Annotated in this window: 21 protein-coding genes and 1 pseudogene; 3 read left to right on the top strand and 19 right to left on the bottom strand. The window is 61.7% G+C overall.

The window, feature by feature from the left end; translation table 11 throughout:
* Positions 1-324 precede the first annotated feature (324 nt).
* Positions 325-1212, top strand: a complete 888-nt coding sequence (locus ACYQ2I_RS04175; protein WP_460165735.1) for an HDOD domain-containing protein — start codon at positions 325-327, stop codon at positions 1210-1212.
* A 97-nt stretch (positions 1213-1309) separates the two neighbouring features.
* On the opposite strand, the gene ACYQ2I_RS04170 is transcribed toward ACYQ2I_RS04175, so the two are convergent.
* Positions 1310-2422, bottom strand: coding sequence for a hypothetical protein (locus ACYQ2I_RS04170; protein WP_460165734.1), 1113 nt, complete (start codon positions 2420-2422; stop codon positions 1310-1312).
* A gap of 327 nt (positions 2423-2749) precedes the next feature.
* Between ACYQ2I_RS04170 and ACYQ2I_RS04165 the strand changes: the two genes are divergently transcribed.
* Complete coding sequence (locus ACYQ2I_RS04165) at positions 2750-4831, top strand: thioredoxin domain-containing protein (protein WP_460165733.1); 2082 nt, start codon at positions 2750-2752, stop codon at positions 4829-4831.
* A gap of 7 nt (positions 4832-4838) precedes the next feature.
* Here the strand turns inward: ACYQ2I_RS04165 and ACYQ2I_RS04160 are convergent, their stop codons facing one another.
* The 5 genes from ACYQ2I_RS04160 to ACYQ2I_RS04140 all read right to left on the bottom strand — a co-directional run bounded on the left by ACYQ2I_RS04160 (position 4839) and on the right by ACYQ2I_RS04140 (position 11489).
* Positions 4839-6020 (bottom strand): glycosyltransferase family 4 protein, encoded by a 1182-nt coding sequence (locus ACYQ2I_RS04160; protein ID WP_460165732.1) that lies wholly within the window; start codon positions 6018-6020, stop codon positions 4839-4841.
* On the bottom strand, positions 6017-6559 hold the full coding sequence (locus tag ACYQ2I_RS04155; RefSeq protein WP_460165731.1) for a phosphoribosyltransferase: 543 nt from the start codon (positions 6557-6559) through the stop codon (positions 6017-6019). The genes ACYQ2I_RS04160 and ACYQ2I_RS04155 overlap by 4 nt, the downstream gene beginning before the upstream one ends.
* 94 nt (positions 6560-6653) lie before the next feature.
* Entirely contained in the window at positions 6654-9746 is a 3093-nt protein-coding gene (locus ACYQ2I_RS04150; RefSeq protein ID WP_460165730.1) for a hypothetical protein, read from the bottom strand.
* Between the two features lie 85 nt (positions 9747-9831).
* Positions 9832-10380 carry a KdsC family phosphatase gene (locus tag ACYQ2I_RS04145; protein ID WP_460165729.1) on the bottom strand — a complete coding sequence of 183 codons (549 nt, stop codon included), beginning with the start codon at positions 10378-10380 and terminating at the stop codon, positions 9832-9834.
* Positions 10377-11489: a KpsF/GutQ family sugar-phosphate isomerase gene (locus ACYQ2I_RS04140; protein WP_460165728.1), complete on the bottom strand. Its 1113-nt coding sequence runs from the start codon at positions 11487-11489 to the stop codon at positions 10377-10379. The genes ACYQ2I_RS04145 and ACYQ2I_RS04140 overlap by 4 nt, the downstream gene beginning before the upstream one ends.
* Positions 11490-11886: 397 nt before the next feature.
* Here ACYQ2I_RS04140 and ACYQ2I_RS04135 point away from each other — a divergent pair, with 397 nt between their 5' ends.
* On the top strand, positions 11887-12888 hold the full coding sequence (locus tag ACYQ2I_RS04135) for a class II fructose-bisphosphate aldolase (RefSeq protein ID WP_460165727.1): 1002 nt from the start codon (positions 11887-11889) through the stop codon (positions 12886-12888).
* A 153-nt stretch (positions 12889-13041) separates the two neighbouring features.
* On the opposite strand, the gene ACYQ2I_RS04130 is transcribed toward ACYQ2I_RS04135, so the two are convergent.
* From ACYQ2I_RS04130 to rplR, 13 genes and pseudogenes are all read right to left on the bottom strand, one after another.
* The gene (locus ACYQ2I_RS04130; RefSeq protein ID WP_460165726.1) at positions 13042-13920 is read right to left on the bottom strand and encodes a hypothetical protein; all 879 of its coding nucleotides are present in this window, start codon (positions 13918-13920) and stop codon (positions 13042-13044) included.
* Between the two features lie 325 nt (positions 13921-14245).
* Positions 14246-14857: pseudogene (locus ACYQ2I_RS04125) on the bottom strand (bL17 family ribosomal protein); the annotation flags it as partial.
* Positions 14858-15006: 149 nt separating this feature from the next.
* Complete coding sequence (locus ACYQ2I_RS04120) at positions 15007-16005, bottom strand: DNA-directed RNA polymerase subunit alpha (protein WP_460165725.1); 999 nt, start codon at positions 16003-16005, stop codon at positions 15007-15009.
* Positions 16006-16063: 58 nt separating this feature from the next.
* Positions 16064-16693, bottom strand: coding sequence for a 30S ribosomal protein S4 (gene rpsD, locus ACYQ2I_RS04115; protein ID WP_460165724.1), 630 nt, complete (start codon positions 16691-16693; stop codon positions 16064-16066).
* Between the two features lie 111 nt (positions 16694-16804).
* Complete coding sequence (gene rpsK / locus ACYQ2I_RS04110; protein WP_460165723.1) at positions 16805-17197, bottom strand: 30S ribosomal protein S11; 393 nt, start codon at positions 17195-17197, stop codon at positions 16805-16807.
* Positions 17198-17271: 74 nt separating this feature from the next.
* The gene (gene rpsM / locus ACYQ2I_RS04105) at positions 17272-17655 is read right to left on the bottom strand and encodes a 30S ribosomal protein S13 (RefSeq protein ID WP_460165722.1); all 384 of its coding nucleotides are present in this window, start codon (positions 17653-17655) and stop codon (positions 17272-17274) included.
* A gap of 54 nt (positions 17656-17709) precedes the next feature.
* Entirely contained in the window at positions 17710-17823 is a 114-nt protein-coding gene (rpmJ, locus tag ACYQ2I_RS04100; RefSeq protein WP_460165721.1) for a 50S ribosomal protein L36, read from the bottom strand.
* Between the two features lie 238 nt (positions 17824-18061).
* Positions 18062-18877 (bottom strand): type I methionyl aminopeptidase, encoded by an 816-nt coding sequence (gene map / locus ACYQ2I_RS04095; protein WP_460165720.1) that lies wholly within the window; start codon positions 18875-18877, stop codon positions 18062-18064.
* 43 nt (positions 18878-18920) lie between these two features.
* Positions 18921-19478: an adenylate kinase gene (locus tag ACYQ2I_RS04090; RefSeq protein ID WP_460165719.1), complete on the bottom strand. Its 558-nt coding sequence runs from the start codon at positions 19476-19478 to the stop codon at positions 18921-18923.
* A gap of 209 nt (positions 19479-19687) precedes the next feature.
* Positions 19688-21043 (bottom strand): preprotein translocase subunit SecY, encoded by a 1356-nt coding sequence (gene secY, locus ACYQ2I_RS04085; protein ID WP_460165718.1) that lies wholly within the window; start codon positions 21041-21043, stop codon positions 19688-19690.
* Positions 21044-21102: 59 nt separating this feature from the next.
* Positions 21103-21636, bottom strand: a complete 534-nt coding sequence (gene rplO / locus ACYQ2I_RS04080; protein ID WP_460165717.1) for a 50S ribosomal protein L15 — start codon at positions 21634-21636, stop codon at positions 21103-21105.
* Positions 21633-22124, bottom strand: a complete 492-nt coding sequence (rpsE, locus tag ACYQ2I_RS04075; RefSeq protein ID WP_460165716.1) for a 30S ribosomal protein S5 — start codon at positions 22122-22124, stop codon at positions 21633-21635. The genes rplO and rpsE overlap by 4 nt, the downstream gene beginning before the upstream one ends.
* 74 nt (positions 22125-22198) lie before the next feature.
* Positions 22199-22642, bottom strand: coding sequence for a 50S ribosomal protein L18 (rplR, locus tag ACYQ2I_RS04070; RefSeq protein ID WP_460165715.1), 444 nt, complete (start codon positions 22640-22642; stop codon positions 22199-22201).
* Positions 22643-22698: the final 56 nt, after the last annotated feature.

Here is a 22698-nt window from a genome sequence, read left to right as displayed (position 1 = left end):
CCCGAAAGCAACATGAGTCGCCCAACTCTCCTGGGCACGAACCGCATTCCGGGCGACTCCGCTCGCTGCGGGAGAAAAAAATATTCCCTGCTAAAACGCCGCACTTTCCCGGCTTGCGCATTTGTCAATAACCGGGATGTGTACTAGGGTTACTGTGGCGGGAAGACGGCGTGGAAAAGGAGATTGGGCAGCGATTCTTCGCACCACGTTTTGGCGCCCCATTTCCATGCTGCTCCGCACCGTTCGCTTTCAAGGGAAGCGGAACACTTACCTGCTGGTCCGTGGAGAGCGCAGCACTTGACTACCTAGTGGGTGGAGAAGTTCATGGATCTCGAGAAGCTGATCGGCAACGCGCAGTTGCCTGCACTTCCGCAAAGCGCCATTCGACTGCTTGAGCTGTCCCAAGATCCCGAGACGGGCCCGGCCGAGTTCGCCGTCCCCATCGAATCGGACCCGGGGCTCGCGGGACAAGTGCTACGGTTCGTCAATTCGTCGTACTTCGGCTTTTCGCGTGAAATCTCCAGCGTGAAGCTGGCCATCACGCTGGTGGGCATGCGGACGATCAAGAACTTCGCGCTGTGGAGCGCGGTCTTCAGCTTGATGCCCAGCCCGCGGTGCGGTCCGTTCGACTTGAAGAGCCTGTGGCAAGACTCGCTGCGCCGGGCATTGTTCGCCCGCCACGTGGGGCAACTCGCCAATCTTCAGGACGCCGAAGAACTCTTCGCTGCGGCGTTGCTGCAAGACATGGCGATTCCGCTGTTGGCCAAAGAAGCCCCCGAACCGTACACCGCCTTGCTGAACGCCCGTCAGGAAGGCAAACGGCGACTCTCGGTGCTGGAACAATCGGTATTCGGCTGGAGCCATGCGACGGCTGCGGCCATGATGGCTCGGCAGTGGAACTTGCCGGACGGTTTCATTGCGTTGGTCGAAAGCCATCCGCAGCTCTCGAGCGAACTCTCGCTTCCCGAGCAAATCGTCGCCTTGTCGGCCTTGTTGCCCGCATGCAGCGACCCCGAATGGGCCGACCGCGAGTTATTCGCCGAAACGTACGCCGGTCTTTCGGGATGCAACCTTCCGGACATTCCGACGGTGTTGTCGACGGTGGATGAAGACTTCTCGGAAGTCGCGCCGATGCTGAAGATCGCAATCCCCAAGAAGTCGCTCTGCGACATCTACGAAGAGGCAACCGTCGCCCCGACGGAAGCCGGATAACGACATCGTCGACAATAAACAGAACAGATGCGCACACGAATGCCGCCGAACCCGACGATCTCGGCGGCATTTTCCGTTCTTGGGTCGCCGTCGGCGGTTACTCCGGTTGCGCTTCGACGGGCGGTTCTTCGGCTTCTTCGCCGGCCGCGCCGTCGCCCGAGGCATCGCCGCCGATCGGAGGCAACGGCACCCCGGCTCGCGCAGGCGGTTGGTCGTCGCCCCCACCGCCGTTGAACGGATCGTCTTCCTTCTCCGGGAGTCGCGAAGGCGTGCCGCGACGCGGGGTTTCTCGCCGCGTCGTGCCGGTCGCCGTCGCTCCGGGACGTTCCGGTTTCGCGGCACTGAGCGGTTCCGCCAACTCGACGTTCAATTCCCGAACCTGGGCCATATTGGGTCCGACCTGAACGCCCGTCGCCGTGACGGCATCGCCTTTGTGAATCAAGCCCGCCGCCGAGGGCCCGGAAATCTCCAATTCAACGTCGGCTTCTTCCGCCACCGAAAACCGAATCGGACCGCGAATGTACGCATTGGGCGCGGCCAACGTGAACTCGCCGGTTCGCGAAACACCGGTCAAGCGTCCTCGGACCTCAAACCGTTGAATCGGTTCGACCGGTGCAGCCGGTGCACGCCCCGGCAAGGGACGTCCCGTCGGCGCACCGCCGACACCGCCCAGCCCGGGCATTCGGCCGCCCACCCCGGGGCCCGCTTCCCCGTTGCCGTCTCCCAACGGCGCTTGGCCTTCCGGAAACACACCCAATTGCATTTGCTGAGAAACGGTAAATATCTTCAATTGGGTCACTTTTTCCGGCACCATGCCCGTGCGGGTATCGACGTCGGCCACGAAGGCCACAAATTGCCCGGGACGCAGCACGTCGGGCTTGGCTTTGCCGGTGACGGTGATCTTGCACTCGCGGGCCGGAGCCAATCGCCACATCTGTCCGGCGGGCGTCTGCAATTGAATCATCCCCCCGGTGACACCCATCACCGTCCCGCTCGCTTCGACACGAGGCAGGTTTGCAGGCAACGACGGTAACTGGTTCTGCTGGGGCCGCCGCTGTTGATTCATTCGGCCGGTATTCCCCGGAGGAAACGGCATCCCCCACTGAGCCACCGCAGGTCCGGCGGAAAAGACCACCGCCCCGACCAGGCACAGCGTAATCAGCCCACGAACGCGAGAAACCGCCCCCGAATGAGAGAAGACGCGAGTCATGACGCACCTCGCCGTCGAGAAAGCTTCTGTTCCGATCATCGTCCCGTTCTCGAGAACAGCTTTCAGCATAACGTCTCCGGCAACGGCAAGCCACCAATTCTTTCTCAAAACGAACCTGCGCACGGCGGAACGATCGTCGTCGATTCACTTCGTATCTGCCGCCGGGGTGCTTTTCGGCGTCGGCCGCCCTACAATGACATTGCCTCGTGCATCCCCCGACAGAGCGCAACGACACCACCCGTCGCCGAAGCGCGATGCGTCACGGATTTGCCAAGGGGCGTCCCGGTTATTTTCATCCGCAATCCACCCTACCGACAGTCGAAAACGATGCCGAACCGCTTGATTCACGAAGCCAGTCCGTATTTGCGGCAACATGCCGAAAATCCCGTCGATTGGTATCCCTGGGGCGAAGAAGCCTTGGCCCGTGCACGGCAAGAAAACAAGCCGATCTTTCTTTCTGTCGGTTATTCGGCCTGCCACTGGTGCCACGTGATGGAGCGGGAAAGCTTTGAAGATCCCGAAATCGCCGAGTTTCTCAATCGGCATTTCGTGTGTATCAAGGTCGATCGCGAAGAGCACCCGACACTCGACTCGGTCTACATGGACGCCGTCCAAATCATCACCGGTCGAGGCGGCTGGCCGATGTCGGTCTTCTTGACGCCCGACTTACAACCGTTCTACGGCGGCACGTATTGGCCGCCGCGTCCCCGGCACGGGATGCCCGGTTTTCTCCAGGTCGTTACCCGCGTCGCAGAAGCCTGGGAACAACGTCGCGACGAAGCCGTCGCTCAAGGCGAAAAGCTCACGGTGCTGTTGCGTGACCTGGCGCAAGCGACCGTCGTCGCTGCGCAGGGCCCCGACGAAGCGGTATTGCAGCAAGGCTTCCATCTGCTCGAACAGCAGTTCGATCCCGCTCGCGGCGGATTCGGCAATGCGCCGAAGTTTCCGCACGCCTCGGCGATTCTCTTTTTGCTGCGGGAATGGCACCGCAGCGGCAACCGCCATGCGTTGGAAATGGCTTGCCGCACGCTCGACGGTATGGCTGACGGCGGCATGTACGATCACGTCGGCGGCGGTTTCCACCGTTACAGCACCGATGCCGCATGGTTGATCCCCCACTTCGAAAAGATGCTCTACGACAACGCGCAACTGGCTCGTTGCTACCTGGAAGGGTGGCAAGCGACGCGGCATGAGCGATATCGGCAGGTGGTCGTCGACACGTTGGAATACATGTTGCGCGACATGCGATCACCCGAAGACGCTTTTTACGCGGCCGAAGACGCCGACAGCGAAGGCGCCGAAGGCAAGTTTTACGTGTGGACGCCGGAAGAAATCGATGCGGCGCTGGAAGCCGACGATGCCGCCGTCGCCCGGTGCGTCTTCGGCGTCACCGAGGCCGGCAATTTCGAAGGCTCAAACGTCCTTTTCCGGCCCCGATCCCTTCGGGCCTGTGCCGAAGAACTCGGGATGTCGATCGACGAATTGGAAACCGCCCTCGGACGGATCGTCGAACGCCTGCGAACCGTGAGGGCACAACGTGTGCGCCCTGCCCGCGACACCAAAATCTTGTTGGGCTGGAACGCACTGGCCGTCGATGCTCTTGCTCGGGCGGGTGCCGTTTTGGGGCGTCTCGATTTCACGCTCGCCGCCGTTTCGGCGTTTCGATTTCTCGATACGGCGATGCGCGATGCCTCGGGCCGGTTGCTGATTCGCCACTGCGAGGGCGAAGCGCGCCATATTGCGCCGATGCGCGATTGTGCCCTGTTCGCCGCCGCGGCCGTCACGATGTATGAAGTCTCCGGCGACGAAACGTACCTGTCCAAAGCTATCGACACGACCGAAGACGTCGAGAAGCGTTTTTCACACGAAAGCGGCGCCTACTTCATGAGCGACGCAGCCGACGGCGCGCTTCCGGTGCGAAAACTCGATCTCTTGGACGATGCCGTTCCCTCGGGCACGGGCGTAATGGCCGAAACCTTACTGCGATTGGCCGAATTGACCGGAAACGAATCGTATCACGAGCGAGCGGAACGCGCCGTTCGCAGTCTGCTGGGATGGGTTCGGCAAGCACCATTGGGAAGCGGCCAAGCCCTCACGGCGGCCCAGCGTTTCGTTGCAGGCGAGCTGTCGGCGGTCTTCGTGCTTCCGGAGAATTTTCCCAGCGACGATCCCAACAGTCCGCTTCCGGCGAAATGGCGGCAACCGTATCTGCCGCATTGCGTCGTCGCCCTACGACGCGAGAAGGCCGCACGAGGGGATTCTCCGACCGCGTCGATTTTTGAGGGGCGCACAGCCCGCCAGGGACAAGTGACGCTCTACCTTTGTCACAACCATCGGTGCGAAGAACCGGCGGTGGGCGAATCCGCCGTCGAAACGGCGTTGAACGCGCATGTCCGTCCCATCGAATAGCACGGCATCACGCTGCCCCGGGACAACGTCCCGCGAGTAATTCATGAAACTTGGCCAAGTGCCGGTCGACGACCGATTTCAGCGAATACTCCCGGGCCTTGGTGCGGGCCTGTTCTCCCAATTGCCGGGCGAGAACGTAATCGGCCGACACACGATAGACGGCCTCGGCCCAATCGTCCGGGCGATCGACCGGCACGAGCAGCCCGGTTCGTTCGTGCGCGACCAACGCGTGGTTGCCGGGAATGTCGCCCGCGATCACCGGCAGTCCGGAGGCCATCGCTTCCAGCAACGACAGCGACATTCCTTCTTCGCGCGAAGGCAATACGAACAGATCGGCGGCCGCGAGCACGTCTTCGACGTGATCGAACGTCCCCGCCAGGACGATACGCTCCCGCAATCCCGCCGCATCGATGGCCGTTTCGAGCTCACGCTCCATCGGCCCTTCGCCGACCAGCCACAACCGCGGCGCCCGCCCCCGGCGATCGAGAATGCGCCAGGCCTCGACGAGAGTCGCCAACCCTTTCGCCGGATGGAGTCGCCCCGTGTAGACGGCAAGCCGGTCCAACGGATCGATTTGCAGTCGCGGGTTTGCCCGCCCGATGGCCAAGCGGGCGGCAATCCGGACTTCGGGCGTTACCGGTTGCGGAATGGAAACACCGTTGGGAATCACGCAGACTTTCGACGGCGAGAACCCCGAAGCCAAGAGTTCCTCGGCAATCGGATCGCTCGGCGCGATCACCAAGGGGGCACGACGACATCGGGCCGCGATGAGAGTTCCGCCGACGCCCCGGCGATGCCACGCGCAATCGCCGGTTTCACCCCCGCCTTCCGCCCGGAGCACCACGGGCACGTGCTTGCCGACCGCTCCCAACGCTGCGTACGCATCGTGCTTCAACATCGACACGTACACCAAGTCATATTCGCCCCGATGCCGTTTCAACCAGGCACGAAGCGCCCGCATGTACCGTAACGTTCCCCACACGCGCCGCTGCGGTTGCGGCAGACGGAGCACGGGCACGTCTCGGCAACGGACCTGTTGCGGCCAATGCGGTTCCCATCGCGCGGTGACGATTTGCACGCGACAACCGGCATCCCTGAACCCGGCGGCAAGATTGGCCGTCACACGTTCGGCCCCGCCGACCAACGGCCAGAATCGTCGCGTGATCAGCACCAACCGCAACGGCGTCACGTTCCGGCATCCTGTATGAAGTCGTCGGGATCCAGTTGCGCAATGTACGGCAGTTCCCGAAAGCGGTCGTTGTAGCTCATCCCGTACCCGACCGCGTATCCGTCGGGAATGTCGAAACCGACGAACGACGGTTCGATCGTCCCCGGCTTTTGACGTCCTTGCTTGCGCAGCAGCACGGCCACGCGGACCGACTTCGGTCCCAAGTCGTCGATCTGGGGAATGAGCTCGTTCAACGTGTCGCCCGAATCGAGCAACTCGTCGACCAACAACACGTCGCGGTGTTCGACTTCGAATCGCAACTGTTCGGGAACGACCACCAACGGGCCGGGCAACAAGTCCTGTGCTGCCGAGCGATGCGCCGGGACGATTCCCAACCGATGCGGCAAGGCGACCGACCGCACCAAATCGCCCAAGAAAATCAGGCTGTCGGCCAGCACGCCGATCATCGTCAACGCCTTGTCCTGGTAATATTCGCGTATTTCACGGGCCAAACGTTGAACCCCTTCTTGCAGTTGTTCCTGCGAAATGACCGTCCGCATGAATTCCTCCTCTGCGATGATTCGACGTCGACGCGATCCTCAGGGCCGCTCATTATAACGTGCCGGCGCGGAATTTCGCACGCCGGGACGTCCGTCAGCGAGGAACGGTTGCCGCACCGTCGCCCCCGGGAAAACCACCCAATTCGAGGATCTTGGCGTTGTAGAATTGCAACGTGTTCGTTGCGTGCGAGTACACGATGCGCTGGGCGGCGGTCGTCTGCACGGGACCGCCGACGTATTCTTGCCGGAAGAGCTGCGCCGTCCCGCGCCCCTCGCCGTCGAGAATGAGCAACTGTTTCGACTCGTCGAAAGCCAATCGCTCAGCCCGGGCGGTAAACACGCGGCCTTCGACCATCACGTTGCCGGTCGCTTGCAGCTCCCAGTATCGCCGTTGCGGCTCCAAGGGCGAAGGCATTTGGACCAGCGACAATTCGCGGCCGTAGACGATCATTCCTTGCTTTCCCAGGTCGGCCGGGTCGTCGGGCAGCACGTCGATTCGATCGGTAGGCCAACGTCCGTAAACCACTTTGACGCGGCCGCGTCCGAACAATTGCCGCCGGAACACGTTTCCGCCGAACTCATCTCGAAACTCTACCGCCAGCAATGCGTAGGGCAACTTGTCGTCGTCCTGCACATCGTCGCCGCCACCGGGCAATGCGGGACGTCCCGGTGCCGCGGCGGGCGTCTCTCGTCCCTCGGAGGTCGGATCCCCCCACGGGTTCTTTCCCTTGCGAAGGCTCACCAACCGTCCCGGTCCCGGCCCTTGCATCAATCCCGATTTCAAATCGACGCGAAGTTCAGGCAGCTCGAAACGATCGACCGCCGGTTGTCCCTCGGGCGTCGTCGCCCGATTTTCCATCACGACACCGCCTGTACAACGCAGCGAATCGACCTGCACGTCGGCATCCTGGGCTTCGCCGAAGGGCAACGGTCGATCGAAGTAGATTTCCAAGGTTTCCGTCTGCACACGTTGGCGATCGGTGGCGGCGACGACTTCGCCTTGGATGACGCCTTGGCTTCCGTCGAGCGACATGCCGCGCCGCCAACTAAGGTCCAGCGGTCGTCCTTGCGGCAAGTTGTTTCCCTGAAGGTCGCGAGCGATCGGCAACCGAAGCGACCCTGCTCCCTCGACCGAAAGATGGTTCCGCCCGCGATCGAGATAAACATGCCCGCCGGTCAACACCATTCCGCGTCCCTCGATGCGTGCGGGGCGTCCCGTCAGCACGGCGACGGCGCTCGGTTGCGAGGCCTCTTTGACTTCGACGTGATCGCCCGTCAATCGCAAGCCTTGCGAGGCCGGACCGGTTTCCGCCAATTGGACGTCGCCGTCGAGCGTAAACGCCCGAGGACGTACGTCGTTGCCGCGCAATCCCAGCTCTACACGCACGATTCCCGCCGACACGTCGAAGTGTCGTTCGTCTTGGGTCTTCTCCGGCGAACCGTTTTGCAATAACGGCGACGGCAGCGGAACAGCCGTGTTGCCGCTCGGCGCCTGCCGATCGACCGCCGCCACAGGCGGGGTTTCGCTTTCATCCGGTTCCTCCACGAACCAGGTTTCCAAGCGTTCGGTAGCGGCATCGACGCGTGCCGAGCGAAACTGCACGTTGCGCAATGCCAGCATGCGGGCGGGGCGCCATGTCTCGGGGCGAGCGGCCGTCTTGCGGCGTTGCAACCAGCACCAGATTTCCTCCGCCTGTACGGCGCCCTCCGGCCCGGCCGAGAGAAGGGCGCCACCGAGTAGCGAAACGACCTGTTCGGCACCGTCGGGCCTCACCTGGAGCGATTGCCGCCATTGCGCCGAAAACTCTCCCGCTCGAGGGTCGAGGGTCTCGATTCGCCCGGGACCATCCGCCACGACAAACCCCAACCCGTCGCCGTCGGGACGATATCGTACGCTCGCGGCGGTCATGCGAAACGCATCGTACTCGAGGCTGACTTCCTGTTTGCCGTCCAACAACAGCGTTTCGTCCAGGGCGCTGTATTCGAGGACGTTCCCGCTCCCGGCGGCACGCCACTGCGGCAACGCGACCCGGACCGGATTTCCGCTCGCCTTGATCCCTTCCAGAACCCAATCGAAGCCGGCCAGGCGGGCGTCCTCGCCGTTTTTCACAGACGGCTTCGACTCGCCGGGTGATCGGCTTGCCGGAGGGGCGTTTTGCGAAAACGACGCCGCTTGCCGCGGCAAGGGCGCAATCCCGGCCATCGCGTCACGGTGCTTCAGTTTCTCTTCGGCGGCGGCACGCTCGGCAAAGAACACCGTCACGTAATCGCAACCGATGGAACCGTCCTCGCCCGCGTAATGCTGAAGGCGGATACGCACGTCGTCGTTGAACACCACCGTTCGATCTTGGGGCGAAAACACCAGCGACCCGGCACATCGCAGCTCGATCGATTTCAGATCGTCGCCGACCGGCCCATCGCCGCCGGTCCGTCCGGAGGAGGGCGTAGCGTGGTCGCGGCGCATGTCGAGATTGATACCGTCGACATGCGACAAGGTCACCTTGTCGATGACCGAAAGGCCCATTCCGCTGCGGGCGAAGTCGTCGGCCGATTTGTCGGATCGCAGCGTGATGACCATCCCCTGCCCGCGCACGCGATGCGGTCCCCACGCGACCTCGAGCGGCGAGTTCGACCAGATGCGGTCCTTGGTGATGCGGACCATTTGCGTCGTGAGCGTGAAGTCGTCGGCGGGGGTGTCCGCTTTCCCTCGACTGCGGACGAGTACCGGCCCCACGAGCTGTCCCTCGAGTAATCTGCCGATCCGCCCCAATCGCAAGTCCAACGATTGGTCGAAGATCAACTTCGCCCCTTGGGGAGCTTCGAGGACGACGGCCGTTTCGGGGTTCAATCGTCCGTCGGACGTTCGCGGCGCGTAGACGACGTAACACGGCTTGATCTGCACGACGCCGTCACCGAGGTTGTGATAATCGACCAACAGCAGCTTCACATCCTCGCTTTCGAGCATCTTGGCTCGCGCGAGGACGTCCGTCCGGCCGGGAAACAAAGGAGCCAGTTCGGCCAAGCGACGATCGAGGAGCACGTCGGCCGGCACGCCGAACTGCCCGCTCGACGCCTGAAGCCCTTCCGCCGGCGACGGCTCGATCCAGGGCACGACCGCCCACGCGTACAACCAGTAGGTTGCCGCGACGGCCGCCAGCCCGATTCCCATGCGGATCAAACGTCTCATCGCAACGGCGGTGTTCGAGGGATGCGAATCAAGTCCTTGCGTAAACGGCGCGTCCGGTGAATCCGTGGGGCGTCGGGGACGTCGCTTACGATTCGGCCGTGCCGGGCAAACGCGGTTCAAAGTACGATCGGATCACGTCCTCCCAACGACGCTGGGCTTTGAGGATCATTTCGACGGTCTCGCGAACCGCGCCGCGTCCGCCCGGTGCCTGGGTAACGAAGTGAGCGTGCGCCCGTAGTTCTTCGGCGGCATCAGCCACGGCAACCCCCAACCCGACCGAGCGGATCACCGGCAGGTCCGGCAGGTCGTCCCCCAAGTAACATACCTGTGAAGCATCGAGTCCCAGTTCGTCGAGGACGGCTCGCGTCGTCGCCAGTTTGTCGGTCACGCCTTGCCGCACGATTTCGATCCCCAACTCCTCCGCCCGCATCTTGACCAGATGCGAGCTCCGCAGCGTGATCAGCCCGAATCGATACCCTGCCTTTCGCCATAGGGCGACGCCCATGCCGTCGCGGACGTGAAAGGCCTTCGACTCGATCCCCTGGTTGTCGATGAGCATCGTTCCGTCGGTCAGCACGCCGTCGACATCGGCCAAAATGAGTTCAACGGACTGACAGCGGTCTTCGAGCGTCATGCGTTTTCCCCCTCGTCGCTTTCGTCGACCGGCCGCACCAATCGCCACGGTCCCAGGCAAGCGTCGCCCGACGAACGCTCGGCGGAACGATGTGAAGCCAATTGTTCGGGAAACAGGGCCACGACATCGGTCACGTCGATCAACCCGACGGGGCGTCCCTCGTCGTCGGTGACGGGCAACTCCGAGATCTTGCGGTCGGCAAGCAACTGAACGGCCTCCGACATCGCCGCCCCTTCGCGAACGGTAATCGGGTTTTTTGTCATCAGCGATGCGATCGACAGGTCGAGGGCATCGTCGTTGCGTTTTTCGAACAGCTTCGCCAGATCACTGTCGGTAAACAGGCCGGTAAGTCGCCCTTGTTCATCGACCAGCATGACCGCCCCGGTTCGACGCCCCGGTTTACTGGTCGCGACGATCACCTCACGAACCGTGAGCCGATCGGAGGCCACGCGGCAATCGGCCAGAGGGCGCATGTGATCCTCGACCTTGCTCAGCTTACGTCCCAAGCTGCCTCCGGGATGAAACCGCGCAAAATCCTGAGGGGCAAAGCGGCGCAACCGGCTGAGCACCAAGGCCAAGGCATCGCCCAACGCGAGCATGGCCGTCGTACTGGCGGTCGGTGCCAGGCGCAATTCGCCTGCCTCGGGAAAATCGCCGATGTCGAGCACCACGGCGGCCGCTTTGGCCAAAGTGCCGGCGGGCTTCGCCGTCATCGCAATCACCGGAATGCGCATCGTCGCCAACGACGGTAATAGGCGAACGACCTCTTCCGTCTCGCCGCTTCGCGAAAGGACCAAGGCCACGTCGCCTTCGGCAAGACGTCCCAGGTCGCCGTGAAATGCCTCGCCGGGATGAAGAAAATAGCTGGGCGTCCCCGTCGAAGCCAAGGTCGCCGATATCTTTTGACCGATCAGGCCGGCCTTCCCCATTCCCGAAACGACCACCCGGCCGCGGCATTCCGCCAACAAGGCGATCGCGTCGGTAAACGATCGGTCCAGCCGCTGCGCCAAGTCGGCGACGACGCGGCTTTCGTAGCCGAGGATTTCTCGGGCATGGCGTAATTGGCGAAACGGGCCGAACGATTCTGCCGCATTCCCAGGTTGTGTCATGATTCCGGCTTCCCTGCCGAGACACGAAGAGACGAGCCATATATTGTCGACAAAAAACCTTCTGCATTGCAATCGCGGCGACGAAGGCGACGGTCCGCCGAGCGCGCAGAACCTCCCGCCGCTGCCGGGATTGTAGCGTTTGTCGCAAATCGGAACAACGCGAGCTTTAGCCCCTCTCGGTGAGCCGGGACACCTCGTCCTGTCGTGGGGTGCCGTGCTCATCCCCTGGCAGTCTCACGTTGAATGAGGTAGATTTGGAGGTTCGGTTCTACTTTTTGGTACGCACCCAGGGTCATCAAGGCGGCCGCGAACGCTCCGACGGCTGCAATCGTACAGGTAGGGACAAGCCCGACTCACCTCGCGCGAGCCCTAACAAAAGGGCCAAAGGAGACTTACGATGATCGTTACGACTACCGAGCTGTTCAAACACGCCTACGGCAAGTATGCGATCGGCGCGTACAATATCAACAACTTGGAGCAGACGGTCGGTCTGTTCCGTGGTAACCTCGGCAAGACGAAGTCGAACGACGATCCGGTCGACTGGTCGTTGGCCGCCCCCTTCATTCTCCAGATTTCCCGCGGGGCCCGTGCGTACACCGACAAGCGGTTTCTCGAAGCGATGATTCGGGCTGCCGACGAGATCTTCCCGGAAGTCGTCTTCGCTGTCCATCTCGACCATGGAACCGAAGAAGCCTGCTACGACGCGATCGACAGCGGCTTCTACAGCTCGGTCATGATCGACGCTTCGCATGAAGAATTCGACAAGAACGTCGAGATCACGCGGCGTGTGGTCGAGCGGGCGCACGCCAAGGGCGTGGTCGTCGAAGCCGAGCTCGGCCAGCTCGGCGGCGTGGAAGAAGATATCGTCGGGAGCGTTCGACTCACCGATCCCGAAGAAGCCGCCAAGTTCGTCGAACTGACCGGCTGCGACTCGTTGGCGGTCGCCATCGGCACGTCGCACGGGGCGTACAAGTTCAAGCCGGATCCCGAAAATCCCGACAAGAAGCCGACCCTGCGGTTGGACCGCCTGGCCGAAATCCAAAAGGCCCTGCCCGAAGGTTACCCCCTGGTCATGCACGGCTCCAGCAGCGTGCCCAAAGAATGGGTCGATCGCATCAACAAGGCCGGCGGCGCCATGGAAGAAACCAGCGGCGTGCCGGAAGATCAATACTTGCCCGCCGCCAAGCTGGGCGTGTGCAAGATCAACATCGATACCGACGGCCGCCTGGTGTGGTGCGCCATTTACCGAGAAACCTTCCGCGACAAGCCGGCCGACTTCGATCCGCGAACGCCGGGTAAGGTCTTCATGCCCGCCTACGCCGAGTACATCATCCACAAGAACAAGATGCTCGGCGCCGCCGGTCAACTTCAGGAGGTCAGCAAGATCGTCAAAGGCTGAACCGCCCACCGTCTCGCGAATCGAGCCGAGACCGACAACCAGCCGCCTCGATTTCCGCCGGGGCGGCTTTTCTTATGCGCAGACGGACGGTTCCTTATGCACGGCTACAAACAATCGAGAAACGTCTTCCTCGCGAGTGATTCGTGTACGGTATTACCGCGAGTCGTCCGCAAGAACATCCCCCTGAAAGAGCGGATCGTGCTGGGTCTGCGACAGCCGGATGACCAACACCTTTTGCTGTTTCGATTCGTCTTTGCGCGTCGTCAGAAAGTAGTCGCCGACGCTTCCGGGCCGGTTGGGCAGCGCCGTGGCGACCAGCATATCGCCCGGTTCGAGAGCGACTTCGCAACTGAGCTGATCCAACGAGAGACGCGGGCGGCCGGTTTCCAACCGCAGAACGCCGCCTTCACCAACCGGCCGAATTCGCGGTTGCCCATGCTCGATCTCGGGAACCAGTTTCAGCTTCACGCCGCCGTCGCGATCGGGTTCGAGGAACAGGGCGAATTGCCCTTGGGCCTGCGTCAGCATCCGACCGCACAGGCTCCCATCGGCGCATTCCACCAGCGGCATCTCGGGGTAAATGCCCGAGGCCACAATTTGTCCCCGCTTTCGAAACGGTAATTGCAGATGCCGCCGAACGACTTTCGGTTCTTGATCGAGGGCGTCGAGGTCGGCCTTTTGGACGGGCCCGGTGGCGATGGGGGCATCGTCGAGCGCCAACAATTCGGCCAGCGTCAGCGATGCATCGCCGGTCGAACGCCCTACCCGAAACCCGTGACGAAACAGCGCTTGCCGCAACTCCGGAGCCAGGCATTGCTCGTCGAGTTCCTGCCAAAGGCGGACATTTGCGGTCTCGTCACCATACGGGACGCGAACGAAGAAGATGTCCAGCGCAACGCTCTGCGGCGTCATCCGGGGCGGTTTCAACAACGGCTCGGTCGTTTCAGGAATATGAATCGGCGCGCAGCCCCATAGCGTTGCCCACGCGATGAGCAGTCCCAGAATCGCGTTCAGCCGAAGCCGAAGCTTCATGACCGGGAATCCCTTCCCATTGTCGAGGCCGTCCTTCCCTTCTCTCCAAGAATCGCGGGAAACAGTAGACGATCCACGCTGCGCTGTCAATGCGAACTCGTCGCACATTCGGCATCGCAAAAATGGAAACGAGGGTTGATACCCCAAAGAAAAAAGAGCCCCGAAGGGCTCTTGCGTGTTCTCTCGGCTTTCGACCGTCGGCCGACGGTTATTCGGCGGGCTTTTCCTCGGCTTGACCTTCTTCGGCCGACGCCTCTTCCGACGCATCGCCTTCGGCCTGAGCTTCGGCCGCATCGCCTTGCGCCGGTTCCTGTTCTTCGACCGTGTCCTCGGCTTCTGCCTGCTCCTCGACGGCCGTTTCTTCTTCGAGGGCTTCGTCGTCGTCGAAGACGGGCTTACTTGCCTGCTTCACCCGATCGTTGCGGCCCACGAACTCCAAGATCGCCCTGGCGCCCGCGTCGCCCAAACGCGGAGTGGCCAATTTGAGAATGCGCGTGTACCCACCGGGGCGATCGACGTACCGCGGTGCGATTTCTTCGAATAGGACAGCCACGGCTTGCTTGTCGCCCAGCAGTTTCAAGCACCGCCGCCGCGCGGCGACCGCAGGAGCGATCGTCTGGTTCCACTCGTACCATTTCTCGCTGTTGCGCCAGGCACGCCAGCTCTCGCTACCGCGGGCCGAGGTCGGCTCCAACTCACGGGCCTTTTCGATAGCCGGCAGCGCCCGCTTGGCGATCGTGATGCACTTTTCGACCAAGGGGCGAACTTCTTTCGCCTTGGGCACGGTGGTCACGATCCGGCCGCGCACCTTCGGCTCGTTCTCTTCGCCGCGTGCATCCCGTTCGGTCAAGATAAGCGCACACGCCAGATTTTTGAGCATCGCCCGACGATGACTCGGGCTACGACCTAGTTTTCGTCCACGTTTTCGATGTCGCATGGTACCGATCCCGATGTATCGACTCGCGCCCGTTCCTTAGATCGCGGAACCCTTTTTCCGCGTCCCCGCCGCAATGGGGAAACGGGCCGGCTTGTCAACTTGTGTGGTTCCCGGCGTCTCCTGTCGCTGCGCCGGCGGTCAGCCGAAGCCTAGAAGATCGACTCCGGCCGATTCGGCGACGGAAGCGGCATTCCGAGCCGCAATCCGAGTCGTCCCAGTTTTTCTTTCACCTCGTTGAGGGTCGTCTCGCCGAGCGACCGCACCTCAAGAAGCTGCTCTTCCGTCCGGGCCACCAGCTCGCGAACCGTTCGAATTCCTTCCGATTCGAGACAGTTCATTGCCCGCGACGACAAGTCGAGCTGCGCCAAGGTCATCGACAATTTGCTCTCGAGCGCCGGATCGACGGAACCGGCTTGCCCCGACTGAGTGGCAAACACCTTGCCGCCCAATTCCCGATATTGCACGAACGGGTTCAGATGCTTGCGAAGAATCTTGGCGGCCTCGACGAGCGCCATTTCGGGGGAAACGGAGCCGTCGGTCCAGATCTCCATGGTGAGCTTGTCGTAGTTCGTCTTTTGCCCGACGCGGGTTTCTTCGACCTCGTAACGCACGCGGGTCACGGGGCTGAATACCGCATCCAGCGGAATCGTACCGATTTCGGTACTTTCCTTCTGCTCGCTGGCGGGCAGGTATCCGCGACCGTTCTCGACCACCAATTCCATCACGAACGGCACGTCGTCGGTCAAAGTGGCGATGACGTGATCCTTGTTGATGATGTCGACTTGATCGTCCGGTTGAATGTCGCCGGCGGTCACCACCCCGCGCGTCGACTTTTCGATCCTCAACACGCGCGGCTGCGCGCTGTGGCTTCGCAACACCAGCGACTTGACGTTCAGCACGATGTCCGTCACGTCCTCGACGACGCCGGGCAACGACGTGAATTCGTGCTGCGCTCCCTGAATCTTGATTCGCGTGACGGCACTTCCCTCCAGGCTCGAAAGGAGGATGCGCCGCAAGCTGTTGCCCACCGACGTTCCGAAGCCGCGCTCGAACGGTTCGGCGATGAACTTGCCGTATGTCGAGGTCAGCGTCGATTCCTCACAAACGACCTGGCTGGGAAGTTCCAATCCGCGCCATCGGATTCGCATGAGAAGCCTCCAAAGGTTCGAAACACCCGCATGCGGGAAGCCGGTCGGCAACCACGCATCACCGCGAGCAGATTTCCACGATCAGGTGCGGTTCGACGGGGATCGAAACGTCGTCACGACCCGGCAGACGCACGACCGTCCCCGACGGAACGCCTCCCGAAGTATCGACGCTCAAAAAGTCCGGCACTTCGCCGCGTTGTTCGGCCAGGGCCGCCTGGACGGCTTGAATGCTCTTGGGCCGATTCTTCACGCTGATCACGTCGCCCACGCGAACCAGGTAGCTGGGAATATCGACGCGCCGACCGTTGACCAGAATATGCCCGTGGCTGATCAACTGCCGCGCCTGCGCCCGCGACATGCCGAAGCCGAGCCGGTGAACGATGTTGTCCAATCGCCGCTCCAACAGCGACAACAACGTATCGCCGGTGTTACCGCGGCTGCGCGACGCCATCTCAAAGTACTTGCGGAACTGTCGCTCGAGCACACCGTAGTAGTGCTTGACCTTTTGCTTTTCCCGCAAGTGGATACCGTAGTCGGTCAGCTTGCCGCGTCGGGTGTTTTGCATTCCCGGCGGCGACTGGCGGCGTTCGAACGCGCAGCGATCCGTTTCGCAACGAATCCCTTTCAAGAACAGTTTGACGCCTTCCCGCCGACACAATCGACAAACCGGACCGGTATGACGAGCCATTGCTGGTAAAACTCCCGTTACGTTCTGTGTTGGGCCGGACGGTATTTCGTACCACCAAAACCGCCGGACTTGTCTTGCCGCTGAAAGCCCTTTCCTCGAAACACCCCGGCGTTACACACGACGTCGCTTGCGGGGGCGACACCCGTTATGCGGCAAGGGCGTGACATCCTCGATCGATTTGATCGTCAAGCCGGCCGCCTGCAAGGCCGTAATCGCGCTTTCACGGCCGCTACCGGGCCCCTTCACGCGAACTTCGACCTCTTTGACACCGAATTTCATCGCCTTCTCGGCAGCCTGCTGCGCCGCCATCTGTCCGGCAAACGGCGTACTCTTGCGGCTTCCCTTGAACCCGCTCGTCCCGGCCGTCGCCCAACAGAGGGTCTGACCTTTCAGGTCGGTGATCGTCACGATCGTGTTGTTGAAGGTCGTCTTGATGTGCGCGATCCCGACCGTCACATTCCGGCGAGTACGACGCTTCTTGCTACCACCTTGCGACTTGGCCACGGCTTGTCAGCCTCCGTTTCGTCCGTTCGTCTCGTGTCTTGGATGATTCGATTGGTTGGGCAAACCTCAATGCGTTACCGCAGGTCTTTCACACCCTTCTTCCCGGCCACGGTCTTCGCGGGACCTTTCCGCGTGCGGGCGTTCGTTCGCGTCCGCTGACCGCGAACCGGCAAACCGCGTCGATGGCGGATTCCCCGATAGCAACCGATGTCTTTCAACCGGGCGATGTCTTGGGCCACCTTCCGCCGCAACTGCCCTTCGACGACGTAGTCCTTATCGAGCAGCGCCGCCAACGCGGCAAGCTCTTCCTCGGTGAGGTCGTCGGCCTTCTTGCGGGGATCGATATTGGCCTTGCGGCACAACTCCCGGGCGGTCGCCGGACCTACCCCGTAAATGTAACGCAGCGAAATCTCGGTCGCTTTTCTGCCGGGAATATCAACGCCCAATAGACGAGGCATGAAACCGTATCCTCCAATGTATCTTCATCTCGGTCGACGTGATCCGCCGAAACCTTACCCCTGCCGTTGCTTATGTCGCGGGTTCGTGCAAATCACGTACAGTTTTCCACGCCGTCGCACCACCTTGCAATTGGCACACAGACGTTTGACGCTTGCTCTGACTTTCATCGTCGGTCTCCTCGTATCTCCACCGCCGGAGTGGATTTCCGACGGGAGCACTTCGGCGTGGTTCCCACGCTATGATCGCTGCTTCTCCCAAAAGGGAAGTGATTCAGTATAGGAGATGACTGGGGAATCCCTCAAGCCCCCAGGCGACGAATTCCCCACACAAGGCGGCGATTCGTCGCCCTCGCGACGACATCCCGTCTTGCGCAATCCCTCTATTTTCTGTCCAGCGACGAACGACTCACGCGTACGGTGAGAGGTCGACGCCGAACACTTCATCCAACTCGCACGGAGGCCCGGTGAGCACGTACACGCCCTTGGTAGTCAGGCCCAGGGTGTGCTCGAAATGGGCGCTCGGTTTGCCGTCGCGGGTGAGCTGCGTCCACAAATCCTTGCCGACCCTCACGTCTTTCGTTCCGGCGTTGACCATCGGCTCGACCGCGATCACCACCCCCGGTCGGAGGGGAAAATCGCCGCGTCGAAGGAAATCACGGGACACAAAGTTAGGCACCTGCGGATCCTCGTGCATCGTCCGCCCGATGCCGTGGCCGACGAACGCCTCGACGACGGACAACCCCGCCTTCCGCACGTAGGCGGCCATTTCTTTGGCCACTTCCGACCATTTCCGCCGCTTGGGCATCAGCTCGATCGCCAAGTCCAACGTCTTCTTGGTCACCTCGAGCAGTTTGGTCTTCTCGGGCGAAATCTCACCGACCGGATAGGTCACGGCCGCGTCGCCGCACCAGCCGTCCACCCGACATCCGGTATCGATGCTGACGACGTCGCCTTCTTCGAGAACGCGATCGCCGGGAATCCCATGAACGACTTCATCGTTGACCGAGATGCACGTCACCGCCGGAAACGGCACGGGACCGGGCACCCCCTTGAACAACGGATGTGCGTCGTGCTTCGCGAAGAACGCCTCAACCGCCGCGTCGATCTCTCGTGTCGTAATTCCCGGGCGAATCAACGACGCCGCCAGCTGTTGGGCTTTCCACACCAGGAAGCCCGCCGGCCGCATCGCCGCGATTTCTCGGTCTGATCGCAGCACCAACACCGCTGTTGCTTACTCCTTGTACGGACCACCGGCCGCCGGCGGATCACTTGATCGCATCGAGCACGCCCACGATGCGCTCGAAGATCTCGTCCACCGTACCGAGTCCATCGATCGATTTGAGCAATCCGGCCTTTTGGTAATAATCGAGCAACGGGGCCGTTTGGGTTCGATAGGCGACCAGACGTTGCTTGATGACCTCGGGCTTGTCGTCGGCCCGTCCCCGACCGGCCAGACGCTTGAACAGTTCGTCTTCGGGCACCTGAAGTTCGAGGACCACATCCAACGGCGTTCCCCGCTCTTTCAACATGGCGTCCAACGCTTCGGCCTGGGCGATCGTGCGGGGGAAACCGTCGAGCAGGTACCCTTTTTCGCAATCCGGCTCGTTCAACCGATCGCGGATGATTGCGACGATGATGTCGTCGGGGACCAATTCACCGCGGGACATGTATTCGTCGGCCTTGAGTCCGACTTCGGTCTTCGCGTCGCGAGCGGCGCGAAGCATATCGCCGGTCGACAGGTGCGCGACGCCGTACCGCTCGATGATCTTTTCGGCCTGCGTTCCCTTGCCCGCCCCGGGCGGCCCGATGAACACGATCCTCATAGCTTCGTCCTCTCCCAGCGAAAGTCCCCGTCCAACTCCATAAACGGCCCCGGTCGCTCCCGGCTGATGCCGATGTCCGCTTGCCTGGTCGTCCGCCCCCCTTCCCTTTGATAACCGAAACCGGCCCCGCGTTTATTCGGCGGCGCCGGTGCTCGGATCGCTGAATCCTTGTCGCGGCAACCGATACCTCGCCTGCCGCCGGTTCGTGGTTATTCGAGCAACCCCTTGTAGTTCCGCATAATCAGGTGGCTGTCGATTTTCTGCACAAAGTCGAAAGCCACGCTGACAGCGATCAGCAAGCTGGTACCGCCGTAGAAACTGGCGAACATGTAGCTGATGCCCATCGTGTCGGCGATGATCGTGGGGATGATCGCCACCGCGGCCAGGAACCCGGCACCGACATAGGTGATTCGCACCATTACTTTTTCCAGGTACTCGGCGGTCCGGCGGCCCGGACGATACCCACGAATGAACGACCCGTGGTCCTTCAACTGGTCGGCGATATCTTTCGGGTTGAACGTAATCGCCGTCCAGAAGTAGCAGAAGAAGTAGATCAGCCCGATGTACATGACGTTGTACCAGAAGCCGTCGCCGCGATGGAACACGTTCGCCAAGTCTTGCCAGATCTTGGCTCCCGACCACGTCGCCAGCGCCTGGAAGATCGCCAGCGGGAACAACAACAAACTGCTGGCGAAGATGATCGGCATCACGCCGCCTTGGTTCACCAACAGCGGCAAAAACTGTTGACCGCCGCCGTAAATTCGCCGCCCGCGCATGTGCTTGGCGCTTTCCGTACGAATCCGGCGCTGCCCGCGGGTAATAAAGATGATCCCGGCCACGACCGAGACGAACAGCACGGCCAACACCAGCAATTTGTCGACGCCGAGCTGGCCGCTGGTGCCGGTGAGCTGGAATCCGTTGTCGAGCATCGGCTTGATTTCTTGGTATCCTGCCGGAAGCATGCGGGCCAAGATCCCGGCGGTGATCAGCAAGCTGATCCCGTTCCCGACACCAAACTCGTCGATTTGTTCACCCAGCCACATCAGGAAGGCCGTTCCGCACGTCATGATCATGACGGCCATGAACGTCCAAGCAAACAAGCCGGGGCCGCTTTCCGGGTTCGAGTACGCGTCGACGACCAACCCGGAACGCGCCACCCACGCGACGTACACCCAACTTTGGACTAGGCAGATCCCGATCGTTGCGTACCGCGTATATTCGTTGATTTTTTTCCGCCCCGCTTCGCCTTCTTTTTGCAACTTTTCCAGCGGAGGATACACGCTCCCCAACAGCTGGAAAATAATCGACGCCGAGATGTACGGCATGATCCCAAGCCCGAAGATCGTCGCTTGGTTCAACCGCGACGCCGAGAAAATCGCCATCTGATCGAGAAGATCCCGGAAGCCGCCGGTCTGCGACTCGAAGATCCCCATCATCTTCGCCGTATCGACGCCGGGGATCGGAATATGCCAACCGATCCGATAGATCCCCAGCAACAGGATGGTGAGGAGGAGTTTCCGACGAAGTTCGGGAATCGTGAAGATGACGCGGATCTTCTCAAACATCGCTCACACGGTCCCTTGCGATTAGACGCGCCTACGGCCGCAGATCGGCCTCGCTATCCTCAACCATCCTGCTTGCGGCTTTTGTACTTCTTCTTGAACGCCCGCTTCTCGGGCGGCTTCTTTTGCCCCTTCACCACCGGAGCCTTACCCGGCAAGACGACGACTTCGCCCCCGGCCGCCTCGATCTTTTCTTTGGCCGAGGCACTGAACCGGTGCGCCGACACCTTCAGCTTCTTGGTCAACTCGCCGTCGCCGAGGACCTTGCACAGGTCGACCGTCTTTTTCACCAAGCCCTTTTCCATCAGCGCGTCGGGCGTCACTTCGCTGCCGTCTTCGAACAACTCGTTCAGCACGCCCACATTGACCGTGCCGACCACGTCGGCGAACGGATTGTTGAAGCCGCGTTTGGGAATACGACGGAACAGAGGCATGCGACCGCCTTCGAAGGTAGGCTTGGCCGAATAGCCGCTCCGCGATCCCTGCCCCTTGTGGCCACGACCACAGGTCTTGCCGTGTCCCGAAGCAGGTCCGCGCCCGAGGCGCTTCTTCCGCTTATGTTTGTGAATTCCTCGATTGACGTCGTTGATATTCATGTGAGCGAAACTCCCCTGAGCCGTTCGACCTCGGCAGGCAACCGAAGTTGCTGAAGCGCGGCGATCGTCGCCTTGACGACGTTCATCGCGTTGGGATTCCCGTAGCTTTTGGTCAAGATGTCCTGGATACCGGCGGCTTCGCACACCGCACGCACGGCCGCACCCGCAATCACACCGGTACCGGGCCGGGCAGGCACCAAGATCACTTTGGCCGCCCCGAACCGTCCTTTGACCACGTGCGGGATCGTGTTGCCCTGGAGGGCCACTTCGACCATGTTGCGGGTACCGTCTTTGATTGCCTTCTCTACGGCGGGAGGAACTTCGTTCGCCTTACCGTACCCCCAGCCCACGCGGCCCTTGCCGTCGCCGACCACAACCAAGGCCGAAAAACTGAAGCGCCGACCGCCCTTGACCACGGCCGCACAGCGCCGAATCTTGACGACCTTATCGATCAGTTCACCGCGGACCGATTCAGATGCGTTTGCCATGAGTCACAAATGCCTTCGCAATCGAGTCGAGGCCGAACCGCCGAGCCGCCTACCGCCCGGCGCACCGCCTTCGGTTATTTATTCTTGCCGCCTTTTTTGCCCTTCTTCTCTTTCTTGTCATCCTTGGGCTCTTCGACCACCTTCTTGGCGCCCAAATCGAGCCCGGCGTCCCGCGCGGCGTCGGCCAAGGCGGCCACGCGACCATGATACCGATAACCGCCGCGGTCGAACACCGCTTTTTCCACACCGGCGGCCTTCGCCCGCTCTGCGATCAAGCGCCCGACGACCTGCGCCGCTTTGACGTTCCCGCCGTAGCCGACTTCCTCGCGCACTTCCTTCTCGACCGTCGACGCGGCGGCGATCGTTCGACCGGCCTCGTCGTCGATCAATTGCGCGTAAATGTGCTTGTGACTGCGGAATACGCTCAATCGCGGGCGGTTCGACACCCGCTTGATCTTGTTGCGTACGCGAAAACGTCGTCTCTGACGTCGCTTCTTGAGATCTTTGATCGCGCTCACGTTTGTTGTCTCGCTGCCAACGAACCAGCTGTTCGGGAACTGTGCACCCTTTGACC

It is taken from the genome of Thermostilla marina, assembly GCF_054657455.1.
Note: the sequence above shows the minus strand (reverse complement) of the source record. Positions and strands in the feature narration are given on the sequence as shown.